The 15,421-nt window shown below is 70.1% G+C and carries 14 protein-coding genes; 2 read left to right on the top strand and 12 right to left on the bottom strand.

All coding sequences use genetic code 11. From position 1 onward, the window contains the following. Positions 1-19: 19 nt before the first annotated feature. From KUM40_RS38810 to KUM40_RS38755, 11 genes are all read right to left on the bottom strand, one after another. Complete coding sequence (locus KUM40_RS38810) at positions 20-784, bottom strand: hypothetical protein (RefSeq protein WP_217171061.1); 765 nt, start codon at positions 782-784, stop codon at positions 20-22. A 97-nt stretch (positions 785-881) separates the two neighbouring features. Then, the gene (locus KUM40_RS41920) at positions 882-2,027 is read right to left on the bottom strand and encodes a hypothetical protein (protein ID WP_254396327.1); all 1,146 of its coding nucleotides are present in this window, start codon (positions 2,025-2,027) and stop codon (positions 882-884) included. Between the two features lie 134 nt (positions 2,028-2,161). Then, on the bottom strand, positions 2,162-2,860 hold the full coding sequence (locus KUM40_RS38795) for a hypothetical protein (protein ID WP_217171059.1): 699 nt from the start codon (positions 2,858-2,860) through the stop codon (positions 2,162-2,164). Positions 2,861-2,887: 27 nt separating this feature from the next. Continuing rightward, positions 2,888-3,331 carry a hypothetical protein gene (locus KUM40_RS38790; protein ID WP_217171057.1) on the bottom strand — a complete coding sequence of 148 codons (444 nt, stop codon included), beginning with the start codon at positions 3,329-3,331 and terminating at the stop codon, positions 2,888-2,890. A gap of 54 nt (positions 3,332-3,385) precedes the next feature. Then, a complete protein-coding gene (locus tag KUM40_RS38785; protein ID WP_217171056.1) occupies positions 3,386-4,891 on the bottom strand; it encodes a type IV secretory system conjugative DNA transfer family protein in 1,506 nt (501 codons plus the stop codon). Between the two features lie 24 nt (positions 4,892-4,915). Continuing rightward, complete coding sequence (locus KUM40_RS38780) at positions 4,916-5,368, bottom strand: DUF6238 family protein (protein WP_217171055.1); 453 nt, start codon at positions 5,366-5,368, stop codon at positions 4,916-4,918. 35 nt (positions 5,369-5,403) lie between these two features. Beyond that, positions 5,404-6,870 (bottom strand): SCO6880 family protein, encoded by a 1,467-nt coding sequence (locus tag KUM40_RS38775; RefSeq protein WP_217171054.1) that lies wholly within the window; start codon positions 6,868-6,870, stop codon positions 5,404-5,406. A 134-nt stretch (positions 6,871-7,004) separates the two neighbouring features. Next, positions 7,005-8,417, bottom strand: coding sequence for an ATP-binding protein (locus KUM40_RS38770; protein ID WP_217171053.1), 1,413 nt, complete (start codon positions 8,415-8,417; stop codon positions 7,005-7,007). Between the two features lie 27 nt (positions 8,418-8,444). Then, complete coding sequence (locus KUM40_RS38765; protein ID WP_217171052.1) at positions 8,445-9,134, bottom strand: hypothetical protein; 690 nt, start codon at positions 9,132-9,134, stop codon at positions 8,445-8,447. Further along, entirely contained in the window at positions 9,134-9,442 is a 309-nt protein-coding gene (locus KUM40_RS38760) for a DUF6112 family protein (protein ID WP_217171051.1), read from the bottom strand. The genes KUM40_RS38765 and KUM40_RS38760 overlap by 1 nt, the downstream gene beginning before the upstream one ends. Positions 9,443-9,528: 86 nt before the next feature. Next, positions 9,529-10,674, bottom strand: coding sequence for a C40 family peptidase (locus tag KUM40_RS38755; protein WP_217171049.1), 1,146 nt, complete (start codon positions 10,672-10,674; stop codon positions 9,529-9,531). 571 nt (positions 10,675-11,245) lie between these two features. Here KUM40_RS38755 and KUM40_RS38750 point away from each other — a divergent pair. Further along, positions 11,246-11,992: a site-specific DNA-methyltransferase gene (locus tag KUM40_RS38750; RefSeq protein ID WP_217171048.1), complete on the top strand. Its 747-nt coding sequence runs from the start codon at positions 11,246-11,248 to the stop codon at positions 11,990-11,992. Between the two features lie 95 nt (positions 11,993-12,087). On the opposite strand, the gene KUM40_RS38745 is transcribed toward KUM40_RS38750, so the two are convergent. After that, positions 12,088-13,023, bottom strand: coding sequence for a DUF5655 domain-containing protein (locus KUM40_RS38745; protein WP_217171047.1), 936 nt, complete (start codon positions 13,021-13,023; stop codon positions 12,088-12,090). A gap of 260 nt (positions 13,024-13,283) precedes the next feature. On the opposite strand from KUM40_RS38745, the gene KUM40_RS38740 reads away from it, so the two are divergent. Beyond that, a complete protein-coding gene (locus KUM40_RS38740) occupies positions 13,284-15,395 on the top strand; it encodes an AIPR family protein (RefSeq protein WP_308401335.1) in 2,112 nt (703 codons plus the stop codon). Positions 15,396-15,421: the final 26 nt, after the last annotated feature.

Below are 15,421 nucleotides of genomic sequence, written 5' to 3'. Positions count from 1 at the left end.
TCTCTTTACGGCAGTTGGATCAGCGGGTGCGGGAGAACGCGATGCGGGGGTCGACCGGCCGCGCCGCCGCAGCGGGGGCGCCGGGTGCGGGGACCGGTGCCTTGCCCGGGAGGCCGGCACGGGCCGGGCTGGCTGCGAGCGCGGCGGCAGTGACCGGAGATGCGCCGGGGGCGCCTTGGCCGCGCTCACGGGACGCGGTTGTCGCGGCAGCAGTGCGGGTGCGCGCTGCTACGTCCTGAGCGAGGCGGGGCTGCACCGCGATCCGAACGCCGGACCGGTGCAGGGACACCGTGGCTCCGGCGACCTTCCCCAGGGCCTCGTCACGGTCGGTCGTGGCAGGCAACGTGTAGATGTCCAAGCCCGGGTTGTGCCGCCAGCCGTGTTCCATCAGGGCAAGTCCGGTGAGCTCGGAGGCACGGTCGTTGATGGCCGCGACGATGCCGAGCCGCGGATGCTCGGCGAAGGCGACATCGGGTTCACCGAACGGGACCCGGCCGTGGGCGGGTGCCGCATCGGGTGCCAGCGAGGGATCGAACGCGGCGTCCACGTCGACCCGGAAGCCGGACTTGCGCAGCAACGCGACTGCCCGGGCCGTACGGTCCGGTCCGTCACGCTCCTCATCGGCCAGCGCGTACAGCGTGGGCTGGTCCGGAACGGGGTGGAAGTCGAACCCCTTCAACATCCATGTGCTGGCTGCGAGGTTCTTCGGGTTCGCGGCGACGATGCCGTAGACGGGGTGGTGGCCGAAGGTGAGATCAGGCGACGCGTCGTAGGGGCTGGGCATGGCGGATCCATCCGGGGTGGGCTCGGGCGCAGTTGTGGTCGAGGGGTGAATCGCTTCTGCCGGTGCGGTGCACTGGGGACTCCGAGACGGTGGGTGGTCAGCGACCGGGTGCGGACGAGGGGCGTGCGGACGGCAACACGGTCTGCGCGGACGATTCCGTCGGTGGGCGGACAGGGACCGTGCGCTGTCCGGCCGACGGTGAAGGTGCGAGAGCAGCGTTCACCCGTGGTGAGGCAGAGGAAGAGGGGCCGGTCCGCTCCGGCTGTCCCCGAGCCCTCCCGGGGTGGGCGATGTGGCGGTCAGCCAGGTCGCCGCGTATTGCTCGAAGCTCGACCGCGTAGGAGCCCAGGCCCTCCGCGATCAGGCGCAGGTGGTCCGCGTAGCGGTGATCGGCCGTGTCGCCGAAGTCCTGCCACCAGTCGGCCGTCGTGTCGAGGATCTCGACGACCCGCTGGAGAACGCCGTCGCCGGGAGCAGTCAGCTCACTCAGCGCGGCGACCGCCTCGCTCGTGTGCGTCGCCGCCTGGATGGACTGGGCCAGGCGTCCGAGACGGTCGCCGAGACTCGTCTCGTGGGCCCGGCGAAGAGGAAGGCCGGGTTCCAGGAGCGCCGGGTCGCAGGCGATGCGGAAGCCCTCGACCTGCAGCAAGTCGAAGGCCCGGGTCACCAACAGGCGCTGTTCGGCCGGGTCGGTCATGGCCGAAGGCAGCCGGTAGTAGTGCTCACCGCCGAATGTGACGGCGGGGACGAAGCCCGCGCGGTGGAGCACCGAGCCGGCGGCGCGTTCCTCGGCAGCTCGCCTCTGCTCGCGTCGCGACGGCACGCCGAGTTGGTCCAGGCGCGTGTCGACGGCGGCGAGCAGAGCCGGGACGCTGCCGCCGTGCCGGGCGTGGGGCCCGTCGAGCGCCGAGTCGTAGATCAACTCGTACACCGTGGGCTCGGTAGACCGGTGGCGGGTGACCATCCAGCTCTCGGGGGACTCGGGGTGCTCGGACGGTGGTTCCTGCGGCGGCGAGATGATCAGTGCACTGCCGTCGGGAAGCTCAGCGTGGACGATGTAGTCGCTGAGGCCGTACTCGACGGTGCACTCCAGGCCGCGCTGCCGTAGGGGAGCGGTGAGGTAGCCGTACCGGTGGTCTCGTTCGGCAGCGTCGTCCGCGGGCGGGGAGGGCGATGCGCTGATCCACGCGAGGACGCGTGATCCCTCCTGCTCGAAGGTGATTAGTGCGTTATCGGGGTGCATGAGCTTTCTCCGTTGCCGGGCGCCCCGGGCCGACGGCATGAGCCGCCGACGCGGTGGGGTTGGAAGGGAGCGGTGGTCCATGAGGATCCGGCGATCGGTCGGTTTGGTGCTGCCGCGACTCGGTGCTAGGAGCGTCAGCGGGAACGACCTGGGGCCGGCGGATTCGATGCCGTCGGCGCAGGAGGCGAAGCGGGCAGGACGCCGCGGGCCCCGGAAGCGGACCGGGCGAGGGCCACCCGCGCACGTTCGGTCTGCGAGGGCTGTTCGGCGTCCACCCGGCTGGCCAGGTACTCGGCAGCCCGGACGAGCGCGGGGCCCTGGCAGGACAGCTCGTGTGCGTAGTGCCAGCCCTCGGAGTTGCGGTGCTCCTCCGCACGCTCCTGATACAGCTTCCGTGAGCCCGGGAGCGAGGCGTCCATGAGTGCCATGATCTGGTCCCACTCGTGCCGGAGTTGACCCGCTCGTACCAGGGTGGTGTCGATCCCGCGCAGCCGGCGGAGATCGTCGCTGATCGGCCCCTCGACGTAATCGGAACCCTCGGCGGCGGCTCGCACCCCGGCCAGCACCTCGGGCCCGTGATCGAGGAAGACCTCGGCGTGCCTCCACGCCTCGGCGTCGCGCTTCACCTTGCCGTCCGCGTAGCCCTCCTCGTCGATGGGCCAGCCGTCCTGGTCACAGAAGGAGTCCGAGACCAGGTCCCAGGCATCGGACGCCTGGTTGATGCCGTCGGCGGCGGAAGCCAGTGCCGGGAGGTGCCGCCGCCACGCCAGGTGATCGGTGATCGCCGACGGCTGGTCCTCGGCCGATGCGGGAGAAGTGGAAGAAGTAGACATGATCGATCCTTGTTCCTGTGCCGGTCTTCACCGTGAGCACGGCAGCGAGCGGACGGGAGCCGGCGGCAGAGGAGCGGACGTAGCGGCCGGCGGACCGGCGGAAGCCCCGCGTACCGAGACGGCCGGAGAGGTACGGGCCGCCGCTGCCGCTCGATGCGAGCGGATCTCGTGGCCGGTGCCCTCGCCCACGAGGTGCAGCTCCTCTCCGAGATCGGCCAGGCGCTCCGCGAGGACGCCCAGTTCGGCGGCGCTGCCGCAGGCGCCGTGAGCGCGGCACCACTCGGATGCGGTTTCGAGAGCCTGGTGCAGTCGGGCCACTCCGCCGAAGTCTCCTGTGAGGACCGTGGAGAACAACTCCTCGAACTCCTCGGGCCGGGCGGCGGCGAGGCGGTCGTTCCAGTCGGCGGTCGGTGTGTCGACGCCCGGACTCGCAGCCGGTGTCCGGACGTTTCCGCGAGTTCCGTGGTTCACCCGCGATACGGTTGAAGACAAGAGGCAACTCCCTTGTAGGTCAGGGTGGTTGGGTTAAGCCGCCATGCGGGCGTCGGTGTCGAACAGCTCGCGCTCCGCTGGGTGCAGGATGTGCTGCGTGATGAAACTGCGGCCCGCGACTTTCCACAGGCCCCGGCCCTTGGTCAGGACGGAGACCGCCTGGGTCTCGACGCCGGTCAGGCCGAGCAGCGATGCGGCGGCGGCGAGCTGGTCGGGCTCCTGGCGGTAGATGATGCGGGTGGAGCAGTCGGCCAAGAGGCCCTCGGCCAGCACCCGGCCGCGCGAGCCGGCATCCCCAGCCGAGAGCAGGTCGGACAACCGGTGGATGACCATGAGGTTCGCGATGCCGAGTCCCCGGGAGAGCTTCCACTGGCTCTGCATCCGTTCCAGCAGGCCGATGTGCCTCATCAGCCTCCACGCCTCGTCGTAGATCACCCATCGTCGCCCGCCGTCGGGGTCGGCCAGGGCGGACTCCATCCACGCGCTCGCGCAGGTCATCGCGAGGACCAGGGCGGTGTCGTCGCCGGATCCGCCGAGGCGGGAGAGGTCGATGGACAGCATCGGGGTGTTCGGGTCGAAGGCCACCGTCGAGGGGGCGTCGAACATGCCGCTGAGGTCGCCGTGCACCAGGCGGCGCAGGGCGTGCGCGAGGTCCTGGGCCGCGGGCCCCAGGTGTCCGGCCTGTTGGCCGAGGGCCCGGTCGAGGCGTTCGGGCGAGCCGAGGGTGTGCGCGATCTCGCCGAGCAGGGGCACCGTGCCACGGGCGGCTGCCTCGGCGACGACCAGGTCGAGGGCGAGGTCCAGGGCGGTGTGCTCCATCGGCAGGAGATCGCGTTTCAGCACGGTGCGCGCCAGGCCGGCCAGGAGCAGCAGGCGGCGCTTTCGGACCTCGGTCGCCCAGTCGTCCTCGCTGATGGAGGCGGGCCGGGCCGGGGCGTCCAGCGGGTTCAACCTGCCCGGCAGCCCTGGACCCAGCGCGATGCTGTAGCCGCCGAGGGCCTGCGCGACACCGGTCCACTCGCCCTTCGGATCGCAGGGGATGTAGATCCGGTAGTCGTGGGCGATCGACCGGGTGGCGATGGACTTGGCCAGCGCCGACTTGCCCATGCCGATGATCCCGGCGAGGACCGCGTTCGGGTTCGTGAAGCCCTCGATGCGGCCGCTGCTGTACAGCGAGAAGGGGTCGTAGCAGAACGCGGCTTCCGCGTGGACATCACGGCCGATGAAGACGCCTTCCGCCCCCAGGCCGCCCTCGGCCACGAAGGGATAGGCCCCGCTGGCCGTGGCGGTGGTCATCCGGTGGGCGGGCAGATTGAGCTTGCCACCCCGGGCCGAGGCCGGGCCGGGACGACCGGCCGGCGGGTAGGTTGGCCGCAGTTGCGGGTCGAAAGTCTCCTCGGTGTGGTGCTTGGGCGATGTTCCGGCGAGGTGGGCCTTGCGGCGGGCCTCGGCGAAACCGGCTCGGGCGGCCCTCTGCTCGGCACGCGACGCCTTGTGCGGCACGAACAAGGGGGAGGCGCTGGCGCGGGTGCGGGACATGAACGTTTCTCCAGACAGGGCTGGTCAGCGGCGGACGAGGCCGGTGAACGGCGCGTGCAGGTCGGCCGGGGTGGTGCGGCGGCGGATCAGTTGCGCGGTGCGCTGGTGGCGCTGGCAGATGGTCAGTTCCGGCGCCCCTTCGGGCAGGCCGGTCTGGCACGCCTCGGGTTCGGGCAACTCGCCGGACTCCGGTCGGGGCGCCGCGTGGTAGGCGGCGTGGACGTGGTCGGCGACCTGCCAGATCCGGGTGCGGGCGGCGCGTAGCTGGTCGCCCTCGCTCGCCACGAGCTGACCGGTGCGGGCGGCATGGGCATCGAGCAGTCCGTACAGCGCGGCCAAGTGGGCGTGCAGGGCGTCCAGCTCGGCGCGGCTGGTGACGAGGGGGCCGCCGGGGATGTTGAGCGCGCGGTGGAAGTCGAGCGCGGCGGTGGCGAAGGGCACGAAGTCCTGCGCGGTCGGGCTGGCGGTGCGGGACATGAGGGTGCTCTTTCGAGGGGAAGGGGAGGCCGGCGTCAGGCGGCGAGCGCGAGCGGCATGGCGGCGGCGGTGAACGCTTCGGCCTGCTGCCAGGTCAGCGGCCGGACGTCGAGCTGGGCGCCGACGGCGGCGGTCTCCACGACCGCGCAGGCGGACCGGAGTTCGTCCTCGGAGTCGGCCGAGACGGTCAGTAGCCCCGTCAGGGCGACATCGGCGTGGCCCGCGATGAGCTGGCGCTCGCGGGACTTGATGTCCTGGTACTCGATCGAGTCCGCTTCGGAGTCGACCTGTCCGCGCCGGGCCCGCTCGGCGGCATCGGCGATCACGCTGGCCTTCTTGCGCTGGACGTCGCGCAGTGCGGCGTCCAGGCCCTTCGGCTCGTAGGAGAGCGACAGCGTGCGCCGGACCCCGCCGGTGAACAGGAGCTGGTGCAGGAAGCCGGCCGACGTCTCGGTCCGGGGCCAGTTCTCCACCCAGTACGTGGAGTGGACGGCCGAGTCGGTCGCGATGTGGTCCGCCTTCTCGACGACCACGACGGGGCCGGCGGCGGTGGGCTCGGCCTCGGGGCGGCCGGCGGTGGACCAGCGGTCCAGCGTCGCGAGGGCCTTGGGGTCGTAGGCGGTGCGTACGACGGCGGCGATCTCGCGGGCGGTGAGCCAGCCGGTGGGGTTGAGCCCGGCGGTCCGCGCGGCCTGGTCGAAGGTGGAGGTGAGCTGCGCCAGGACGCTGAAGGAGCCGGTCAGGCCGCCGCCGGCCTGGTTGATCAGCCGTCGCGCCGCCTTGGTGTCCAGCGACAACGCGGCGTACGCCTCGTGGGGGGCCGCCGCTGGGCCGGCGCTCTGGATCAGCTCGTTGTAGATCGCGCCGGCCATGGGGGCGTCGGGCCGGCCGTGTTCTTCCCAGTAGCGGCGCAGGGCGTCGCCGGAGTCCGGGACGGTGCGCTCGATCACCTGGATGCGGGCGATCTGCCCGGTGCGGGCGAGCGCGGCCAGGGCGCGTCCCCAGCCGTTGACGTTGGCCTGCTGGGTGCCCGGGTCGAGCAGGGCGTAGGCGCGGGAGGAGACCTTGACCACGGCGGTCAGCGTGCTGCTGTGGGGGTCGTGGACCGCGCCGTACCTACCGTCGGGGGCGGTGACCACGCGCAGGCTGGCGGCGGTGCCGGGAAGGTGGAGGAGCCCTTCGCGGGTCGGCCGACGGGAGGGCCGGGTGAGCCAGACGAGTTGGCCGCGCATCCGGCGCAGGACGTACCGGGTGACGATCGGAGCCCAGTCCGCCAGGGCACGGCCACGGTGGCGGACGAAGACGGCAAGGGCGATCACGGCCCACAGGGGGATGAGCTGGAGAGCGCCGACCACGCCGCGGGTGAGGACCACGGCGAGAAGGAGAAGCCCGGTGAGGCCGGCGACGATGAGTTGCGGGGCGGTCAGACCGAGCAGGATGCCGCGCCTGCTCCGGTGGGGAAACTTCACGGTGGCTGTAGGGGCCTGGTGCTTGCCGGACATGGTGGTTCCAGACGGTGAGAGCGGGCGGAGGACGGGGCACGGGGCGCTCTTCTGGGCGTCATGGCGGAACCCTTCTGCTGGTCGGGCGGGATGGGGCGGGCCGTGGAGTACGGCCCGCCCCCGGGTGTGGTGGGTCAGGAACCCGTCGGTGGCTGGGTGGGGTACACCCAGTTCGTCGGCGTCGGAGAACCGGTGGCCGACGGTCCGGTGGAAGACGGCGGCGTGGTCGAGGACGCGGGGCCGGTGGACGGCACGGTGCCCATGTAAGCCGCGCTGCCGCCCGGCGCCGACGTGCCGGCGACATGGTCGGAGCCGCCACTGACGCCCTGGACGGTCGCCTCGGAGCCTTCCGTTTCGTCCTCGCCGGGACGCGAGATCAGCGGTGGGATCCCGGGTCGCTGGATCAGGGCCCGGCCCTTGTCGCCGCCGGCGTTCGAATCCTCGCCGTACCGGAAGCGGGTCTGCGGCTTCGGCGGGCCGGCGTCGATGCCCTCCTTGCTGAGGTTGCCGCCGGAGGGGTTGATGCCGGAGGCGACGCCGTCGGCGCCCGCACCGGGGACCTGGCTCGGGCCCTGCGGAGCGGGGGTTCCGGTGCTGGCCTGCATCGCCAGGCTGCCCGCGGTCTTCGCTGCTCCCGCGGCGACCGCCATGCCGGCGACGCCGGTGCGGTGCAGGTCGTCGTGGCCGCCGCCGTCGCTGGCCCAGTGGACGAACTTGTACGTCGCGTACGGGCAGAGCAGCACCAGGACCATCACGACGATGCCCGCCATCGCGTCGGACAGGGCCGCCATCCCGTCGGTGCTGTCGGTTTTGCCCATGGCGGAGACACCGATCAGGAAGACGACGGTCATCAGGAGCTTCGAGACGATCAGTGTGGCGGTGGCCTCGATCCAGCCGCGTCGCCACCGCTTGGCGACCTCCCAGCCGCCGCCGGCTCCGGCGAACACGGCGAGGGCGACCATGATGAGCACGCCGACCTTGCGGGCGACCATGACACCCCAGTAGAGGAAGGCGCCGATGGCACATCCAAGGGCGACCAGTGCTGACACGCCCCAGCCGAGGCTGAACATCGAGCCCAGCTGATCGACCTTGACCACCCGGCGGATCGCGTCGTCGACTGACGAGTTGGCCGCTTGGAAGAGTCCGTCGGACAGAGCGTCGACCACGGTGATGGCGACGGTGGTGAAGGCGATGGCGGAGAAGCTGAAGAGGACGCCGGTCATCGTCCCGAACGCCGCCTGAGCCAGGGCGCGTTCGTCACGTCGCCAGGCCGCGGACATGATCTGGATACAGAAGATGCCGACGGTCAGGGCGAGCCCGATGGGCAGCAGCAGCTCGTAGTTGTCCCGGAACCACCCGGCGTTGAGGTCGATGGCGGTCGTCTTGTTGACGGCCTCGGCGGCGAGATCGGCCGCGCTGGCCGCCAGTTCGCCCGCCGATTTCGCGATCCAGGCCCCGAGGCCGTCGGTGACGGTTCCACCGGGGTTCGTGGCGAAGTCGACGGCGGTGCACACCTTGTCCATCAAGGGGATGCCGCAGACATCCATGGCGGTACCTCCTTCCGTGAACGGGGGTCAGGGCGCGACGGACGGCATGACGCCGACCAGGGCGCAGGGATGGTCGGGGCGGCACTGGACCGCGAGTGTGGTGGAACGGCTCTCCGCACCGCCGGCGGGCGAGCCCTTCCAGGCGATCGACTGCCTCCCGGAGACCGTGACGGCGTAGACGTACGCCTGGGTGATCACCCCGGGATCGTCCTGAAGGGCCTGGGTGAACGCGTGCGGGAAGTGCCCCTCGTGCACCTTGGCGGTGGCGAACTGGCCGTTGACGGCCATCTCCTTCCACAGCACGGGCGAGGGGATGATCTTGTCCACCGAGGCCGGGTCGGCGTACTTCGTCTCCGCGGTCAGCCACCCGTGAAGGGCCTCCCGCAGCTCGGTCTGCGAGTACGCGCGGGTGTCGTAGGACCACAGCGCTGCTGCGGCTGCCTTCCCGAACGCGATCGGATCGCGGGTCTTCGGCGGGACCGGAAGGTCACGGGGACGGGTGCGCGGCGTGAACGGCTCGGGCGGTGATGCGGGTGGGGAGGCAGCGGTGGGTGAACTCGACGGTGTAGCAGGGGTTTCGGAGGTGCTTTTGCCGTCGCGGGTGAGGTACGCGGCCAGGCCGGCGAGGGCGACGAGCACCATCAGGCCGATGGTGCCGAGCAGCGCCCGGCGGCGCACGCGAGATGCGCCGCCGGGGTGAGTGGGGTGCTGAACCATCAGTGGACCTGCGTCCCGAGCGTGCTGAAGAAGGCCACCACGCCGTTCGCCGCGCCGAGCAGGAGGGCGGCGCCGGCGCTCACCAACACGCCCTTCTTGCCGTTCGCCTCCGCCTGGTGACCGCCGGAGTGGTGTCCCCAGGCCCACACACCGGCGCTGACGGCGAGGGCGCCGACCACGGCGATGAGACCGAAGAGGTTGATCGAGCCCATCACCTGCTTGAGGACGTTCAGGCCCGGCAGACCGCCCTCGTTCGGCTTGATTCCGGGATCGTAGGCGAGCTGTATGGCCTGGTCGGCGAGAAACATTGCGAACTCCAGTTCGGTTGAATGCGCGCCAAAGCCCGCTGTGGCGAAGCGACGGTGCGAGGAAAGGGGGAGAAGGGAAGCGCCGGTCAGACGACTCGGCGGGCCGCGAGAATCTGCGGCTTCCACGACGCGAGGGTCGTGATGCGAACTACGTCGCCGGTGTGCGGCGCGTGGACGATCAGGCCCTGCCCGATGAACATGCCGACGTGCTCGGGCACGGCAGCCGACCCCTCGGTGAAGAGGAGGTCGCCCGGACGAAGGGCGTCGGCCGACACCGCCTTGCCGTCCTTGACCTGTGTGTACGTGGTCCGCGTCAGGGTGACCCCGGCGGCCTTGTACGCCTGCTGCATCAGGGAGGAGCAGTCGCATCGGCCCATCGGGTCGGTGCCGTGGGAGTCGGTGCAGCTCCCGCCCCACTGGTACGGAGTGTCGAGCTGACCCAACGCCCACCGGATCGCCGTCTGAACCTCTCGTGAGGCAGTGGCGGGGATCTTGTACTCGGTCGGCAGTGCACCGGCAGGGATGGTGCCGAAGTCCGTCCCGTCCCCGTCCGCCGAACAGCGGCCTGCGGTACTGGGCGAAGGACTGCTTGCGTGGGCCGAGTCGGACGGCGAAGGACTCGGCGACGGGTGGCCGGCCTCCTGCAACAGAGGCTCGATGGCCTTCTGCAGGGCGGTGGCCAGCGGCTCCCACTTGGCGTACGCCTCGGGGAAGCCTGACTTCTGCACCGCCTGGGCGGCCTGGGTGACGGACAGGGACTGCCAGCCCGAGACCTTCTGCAGCCCCTCGTAGAACTTGGTCGAGGCGTGTACCGGGTCGAGGATCTCGTTCGCCGTACCCCAACCCTGCGACGGCCGCTGCTGGAAGAGACCCAGCGAGTCGCGGTCGCCGTAGGTCAGATTCCGCAGGCCGCTCTCCTGCAGGGCGGTCGCCAGGGCCACGACCTGCCCCCGGGCGGGGATGTTCATTGCGACGCCCGTGGCCTGGATCGTCTTGGCGTTGGGCACCTGATCGGCCGGGTCGTCCAGGCCCGGCACAGAGACCGAGCCCTTGTCGCCGCCATCCAGGATGGCCTTCACCTGCTTGGCGACGGCGACGGTATCCACACCCGGTGCAGTGTCAGTCGAGCACGAAGCCGACGCGGTACCGGCACCGATGGCGAGGATCGGAAGGGCCAGCAGCAGCGAGCCGGTCGCGCAGAGACCGACAAGGGCTCCCGTCGCCTTCTTCATCGCCGCCGCCGTTCACCGGGATGGCGGTGACGGCCAGGTGACAGTGGTGGGTCGGGGCGCGGGTGTATCAGGACATGCTGCATCGCAGCGGCTCCTCGGTTTTCGTAGAGGCGCGGTGCCGACTTCTCGTTGGAAGCCGTCGGCACCGCGCCGATGTGCATCCGCCTCTCGGGGGCCCGGGTCTGAGGAGTTGATAGCTCCCGGACGCGGGTTTCAGGTCACACGCGGCAGCCAGCCGCGCTCGTAATCTCAGGCAGCGCATCGGGACCTCCGGGGGCGCTCGGGGATGCATGGTCAACGTGCCCCCGACACTGCTCGATTGGACGAGACAGCACGGATATGTACAGGTCAGCAGGGGCAGAGCGAGTCTCCTGCCCGGTGACAAGGCGAGACAGTAGACCCGGATCCCGGCCGTACCAAACGACTGCCACCCGGGGTCCGCGGCAGGGGGCACCTCCTTAGGCGCGGCCGGAATTGGCCGTTAACCTCCGGTACAACCCCGCCCGAAACGACCGCTGCTGAGCGCTGTCCAGAGCGGGCCCGGATCCGCCGTGCCCGAAGAGAGGTCCTCATGAGCTACACGCTGCACCGGGGCGACGCCCTGACCGTTTTGAAGTCCCTCCCCGACGAGAGCGTCCACGGGGTGATTACCGATCCCCCGTACAATTCCGGTGGACGCACCAGCTCGGACCGCACCGGCCGCACCGCGCGAGCCAAGTACGTCACCAGCAACAGCGCCCACGATCTCGCCAACTTCCCCGGCGAGAACCGCGACCAGCGTTCCTACCGCTCCTGGCTGACCGAACTGCTCACCGAGGCGTACCGGGCCTCGACCGAGCAAGCGGTCGCCATGGTCTTCACCGACTGGCGTCAGGAGCCGACCACCTCCGACGCCCTGCAGATGGCGGGGTGGACCTGGAGCGGCACCATCCCGTGGATCAAGCCCTCCAGCCGGCCTCGCAAGGGCGGTCCGAAGCAGGACTCGGAGTTCATCATCTGGGGCGTCAAGGGATCCCTCGACAACACCCGCGACCTCTACCTGCCCGGCCACTACATCGCCTCCCAGCCCCGCAAGGGCCGGGTCCACATCACCCAGAAGCCCGTCGAGGTCATGCAGCAGCTCGTCCAGGTCTGCCCCGAGGGCGGCGTCGTCCTCGACCCGTTCACCGGCAGCGGCTCCACAGGAGTCGCGGCCCTGCGCGAGGGACGCCGCTTCATGGGCGTCGAACTGTCCGCGCACTACGCCGACGTCGCCGAGCAGCGGCTGCGAGCCGAGCTGGCGAAGGACGACTTCGAGCTGGCCGGACCGGAGGCGTGAGCATGAGAGCGGAGAGCCCGGGGCCGGCGGCCCGCAGACGCCGAAGGGCGGCTGGTGCATCGAGTACCGATGCACCAGCCGCCCTTCTCGTCGCGTCAGGCAGCCTCGAACGCCCGCCGGATGAGCGGCGCCGCCTTCTCCAGGTCGGCCGCCGAGACGACGCGAACCTCCAGGTCTCCGGTCCCGAGATGTCCGATGCCGCGCATGTCCCGGGTGAAGCCCTCCTCCAGCTCGACCGTTTCCGGGTCGAGTCTGAGGTAGACGAGGATCGCCTCGTGCTTCGGACGGAAGATCACTGACGCCACGTTCACCAGCCGCCGGTAGGCGATGTAGTGCCGCAGGGCCGCGACCTCGACCTCGCTCCACGCCGTGAGTGCCTCGTCCAACTCCCCGTACAGGTCCCGCAGGCACTCGGGAACGAGGCCAGCACTCGTCGGCGAAGCAGCCGCCGGTACCGCCGGTGCGCTGTCGACCACCGAGCCCCGCCTCCGGTTCCGCCGGGACGAAGCGGCACGCGGCGAGCCGGGCGAGGAGTCGACGAGGGCCAGGCTCAGCAGGCCGCCCTCAAACACCCGGTAGCGCACCAGGTCGATGCGCTCGGGCAGCCACTGCACGGCCGCGCGGTCGTGGTGGGAAAAGCCGGCCGCGATGCAGACCATCCGCGGTCGCCGCCAGTCGATTGACTCGGCGGCCTCCGCGCCCAGCACCTTCCGGACCAGCGCCTCGAACTCGTGCTGCGCCGAGCGCAGCCAGCCCAGATACGAGACGGCCTGCGACATCACCCCGCTGTCGGAGCCCTTCTTGAACTCGATCACCACCGGGCTGCCGTTCTCGTCCAGCCCCAAGGTATCGATCCGCCCCCGGTGCCACGGACCGGTCGCGTACTCCGACGCCACGAACCGGATGCCCAGCATCTGCTCCAGACCGGCCTCGACCCGCCGCTGCAGCTCGACCTCCAGCGCCACCGTCGCACCGGACAGCTCGACATCCCGCCCGTCCGAGTCCTGCCGGAACAACATCAGCTCGGCCATCGGGGTCCCCTCCCGCAATCTCTGCATGGAGACCAATCGAACGAACGCGCTGGATATTCCTTCTGTTGGAGACCCGGCCACCCAGCGGGGCGATCCGCTGGGAGCGTGCACCCGTCCGGGTGAAAGTGTGACTGAGCACGATAGTTGGCCCCGACGGACAACTGCGATGCACAGAATGTACGTAGGTGCGCGGGGGGAACTTCACAAGGACCCTCCGCCGATAGGGTGTTGACGATCTGAGGCATTGACAGGGGTGGATCGTGAGCAAACTGCACGTGGGGTACGTCCGCAAGGCCATCGAGGACCGTTTCACCGGCCTCATCGACATGTCGGACCAGGCGCGCCTGTCGGAGGCCAATCGCCATCAGGCTTTCCTGAGCCGTGGTCTGGCTGCGCTCGCCGCGCAGATCGAGCACCCGTGCAGTGACCGGGTCGCCGCCACACGAGTCTTCGACGGGCAGGACGATCAGGGCCTCGACTCGATCGCCGTGGACTTAGGAACCACGCGCTCCCGAATCTGTCTGGTGCAGGCGAAGTGGAGCGACCAGAACAAAGGAGGCTTCGGCGAGGCCGAGGTGCACAAGATGTTCCACGGTCTGGACCTGATGCTCGACCGGAACTTCGGCCGGTTTAACCGCCGCTTCCAGCCGTTCGTCCCCGACATCGAGCGGGCCTACGACTGCGGCACTCCGAAGATCACCCTGCTGCTCGCCTTGATGCGCGAGGCGCCTCTCAGCGACGGCGTGCGCGAGCTAATCAAGATGAAGCAGGATGAGCAGAACCAGGTCGTCCGCGACATGGTTGAAGTCAAGGTCCTAGACCTGCGCGACTTCCATCGCGCGACTCTCGGCGACTCCGCCGCACCGAAGATCGACACCAAGGTGCAGTTGGAGTGCTTCGGCCAGGAGTCGACGCCGTACAAGGCGATGTACGGCACCATGACCGTCCCCGCCCTCGCCGACCTCTACGAGGAGCACCGGCGCGGCCTTTTCGCCCGGAATATCCGTGACTCTCTCGACGAGAGCGACGTCAACTCCAAGATCAGGGAGACTCTGCGGGAGGAGCCCGAGCACTTCTGGTACTTCAGTAACGGCATCACCATGCTGTGCGAGTCGATCCAGCCGATCGGCCGGGCACTGCCCGGCAAAGTGGGCAACTTCCAGCTGTCCGGCGTCAGCGTGGTCAACGGCGCGCAGACGGTGAGTGCCATCTACCGAGCCTTCACCGAGGACACGGGCGCGGCGCAGGACGGACGGGTCCTGGTGCGCCTGATCTCGCTGGAAGACTGCCCGTCAGGCTTCGGTGACCAGGTCACCACCACCACGAACACGCAGAACCCCATCGAGGAGCGCGACTTCAAGTCCCTCGACCCCGGGCAGATCAGGCTCCGCGACGACTTCGCCATGCTTCTTAACCGCAGTTACGTCACCAAGCGCGGCGAGACCGTGCCCGACTCGGCGCACGGCTGCTCCATCACCGAGGCCGCCGAGGCGCTCGCTGCCGTCAGTCCGAACGCCCGGCTCGCCGCCGTGGCCAAGCGCGACGACAACCTTGCCGGGCTGTGGGAGGACCACAACTATCAGGAGACCTTCGGCTCCGAACCGAACGTCTTCAAGGTCTGGCGCAGCGTCGAGCTCCTCCGCGAGGTCCGGGCGCAGCTGCAGTCCCTCCGCGAAGGGCTGGTCTGGCGTGCCGACGCGGCGGCTTTCTACGGCGACCTCCTCGTCACCCACATTGTCTACCGCCGTCTGGACACCCGGGCCATCGAGGACCCGGAGTGCGACTGGGCGGCGGAACTCACCAAGGTGCCCGACCTGGTCCGTGAGTCCCTGTCCTGGGTGCTCGATGCGATCGACAACGAGTACGGCACTTCCAGCCACATCATCGCCGCCGTCCGGAACACGGAACGGATTGAGCGAGTGGTACGTGCGGCCCTGCGTAAGCTCGACTCCGAGGAGAAGGCGCCGGCGCTCAACGAGGACTACCAGGTAGCCACGGCCGAGGCTCGGGGGCGGAAGGTGAACGCAGTGACGACCCTGGTCGCCGCCGGTGCGATCGAGGAAGGCGCGGTCCTGGAGTTCCGCCCGTACAGCAAGCCGGAGCGCCGCGAGATGACCGAGTGGCTGGCGGCGGATCCGCGGCGGGCCCAGGCGACGTGGAGTAACGAAGCGGGGCGTAACCCCTTGCAGTGGCACGTCGACGACGCGTGGTACTCGCCCAGTGGCCTCGCGCGGAAAATGCGCTTCGAGGCGTCCGGGGTGGACAGCTCGACGCAGGGCACGATCCGGTGGTTCATGCCGGGGCGGGGGTCGCTGGACGAGCTGGCGCTGGCGGTGCGGCTGCGGGAGGGCAACGAGCCGACGGAGAAGTGAGCGAGGCAGGGAGTAAGGGGCTGGGG

Source organism: Streptomyces sp. AC512_CC834 (assembly GCF_019049325.1).
Classification (GTDB): Bacteria; Actinomycetota; Actinomycetes; order Streptomycetales; family Streptomycetaceae; genus Streptomyces.
This window is presented reverse-complemented; position numbering and strand designations above follow the sequence as displayed.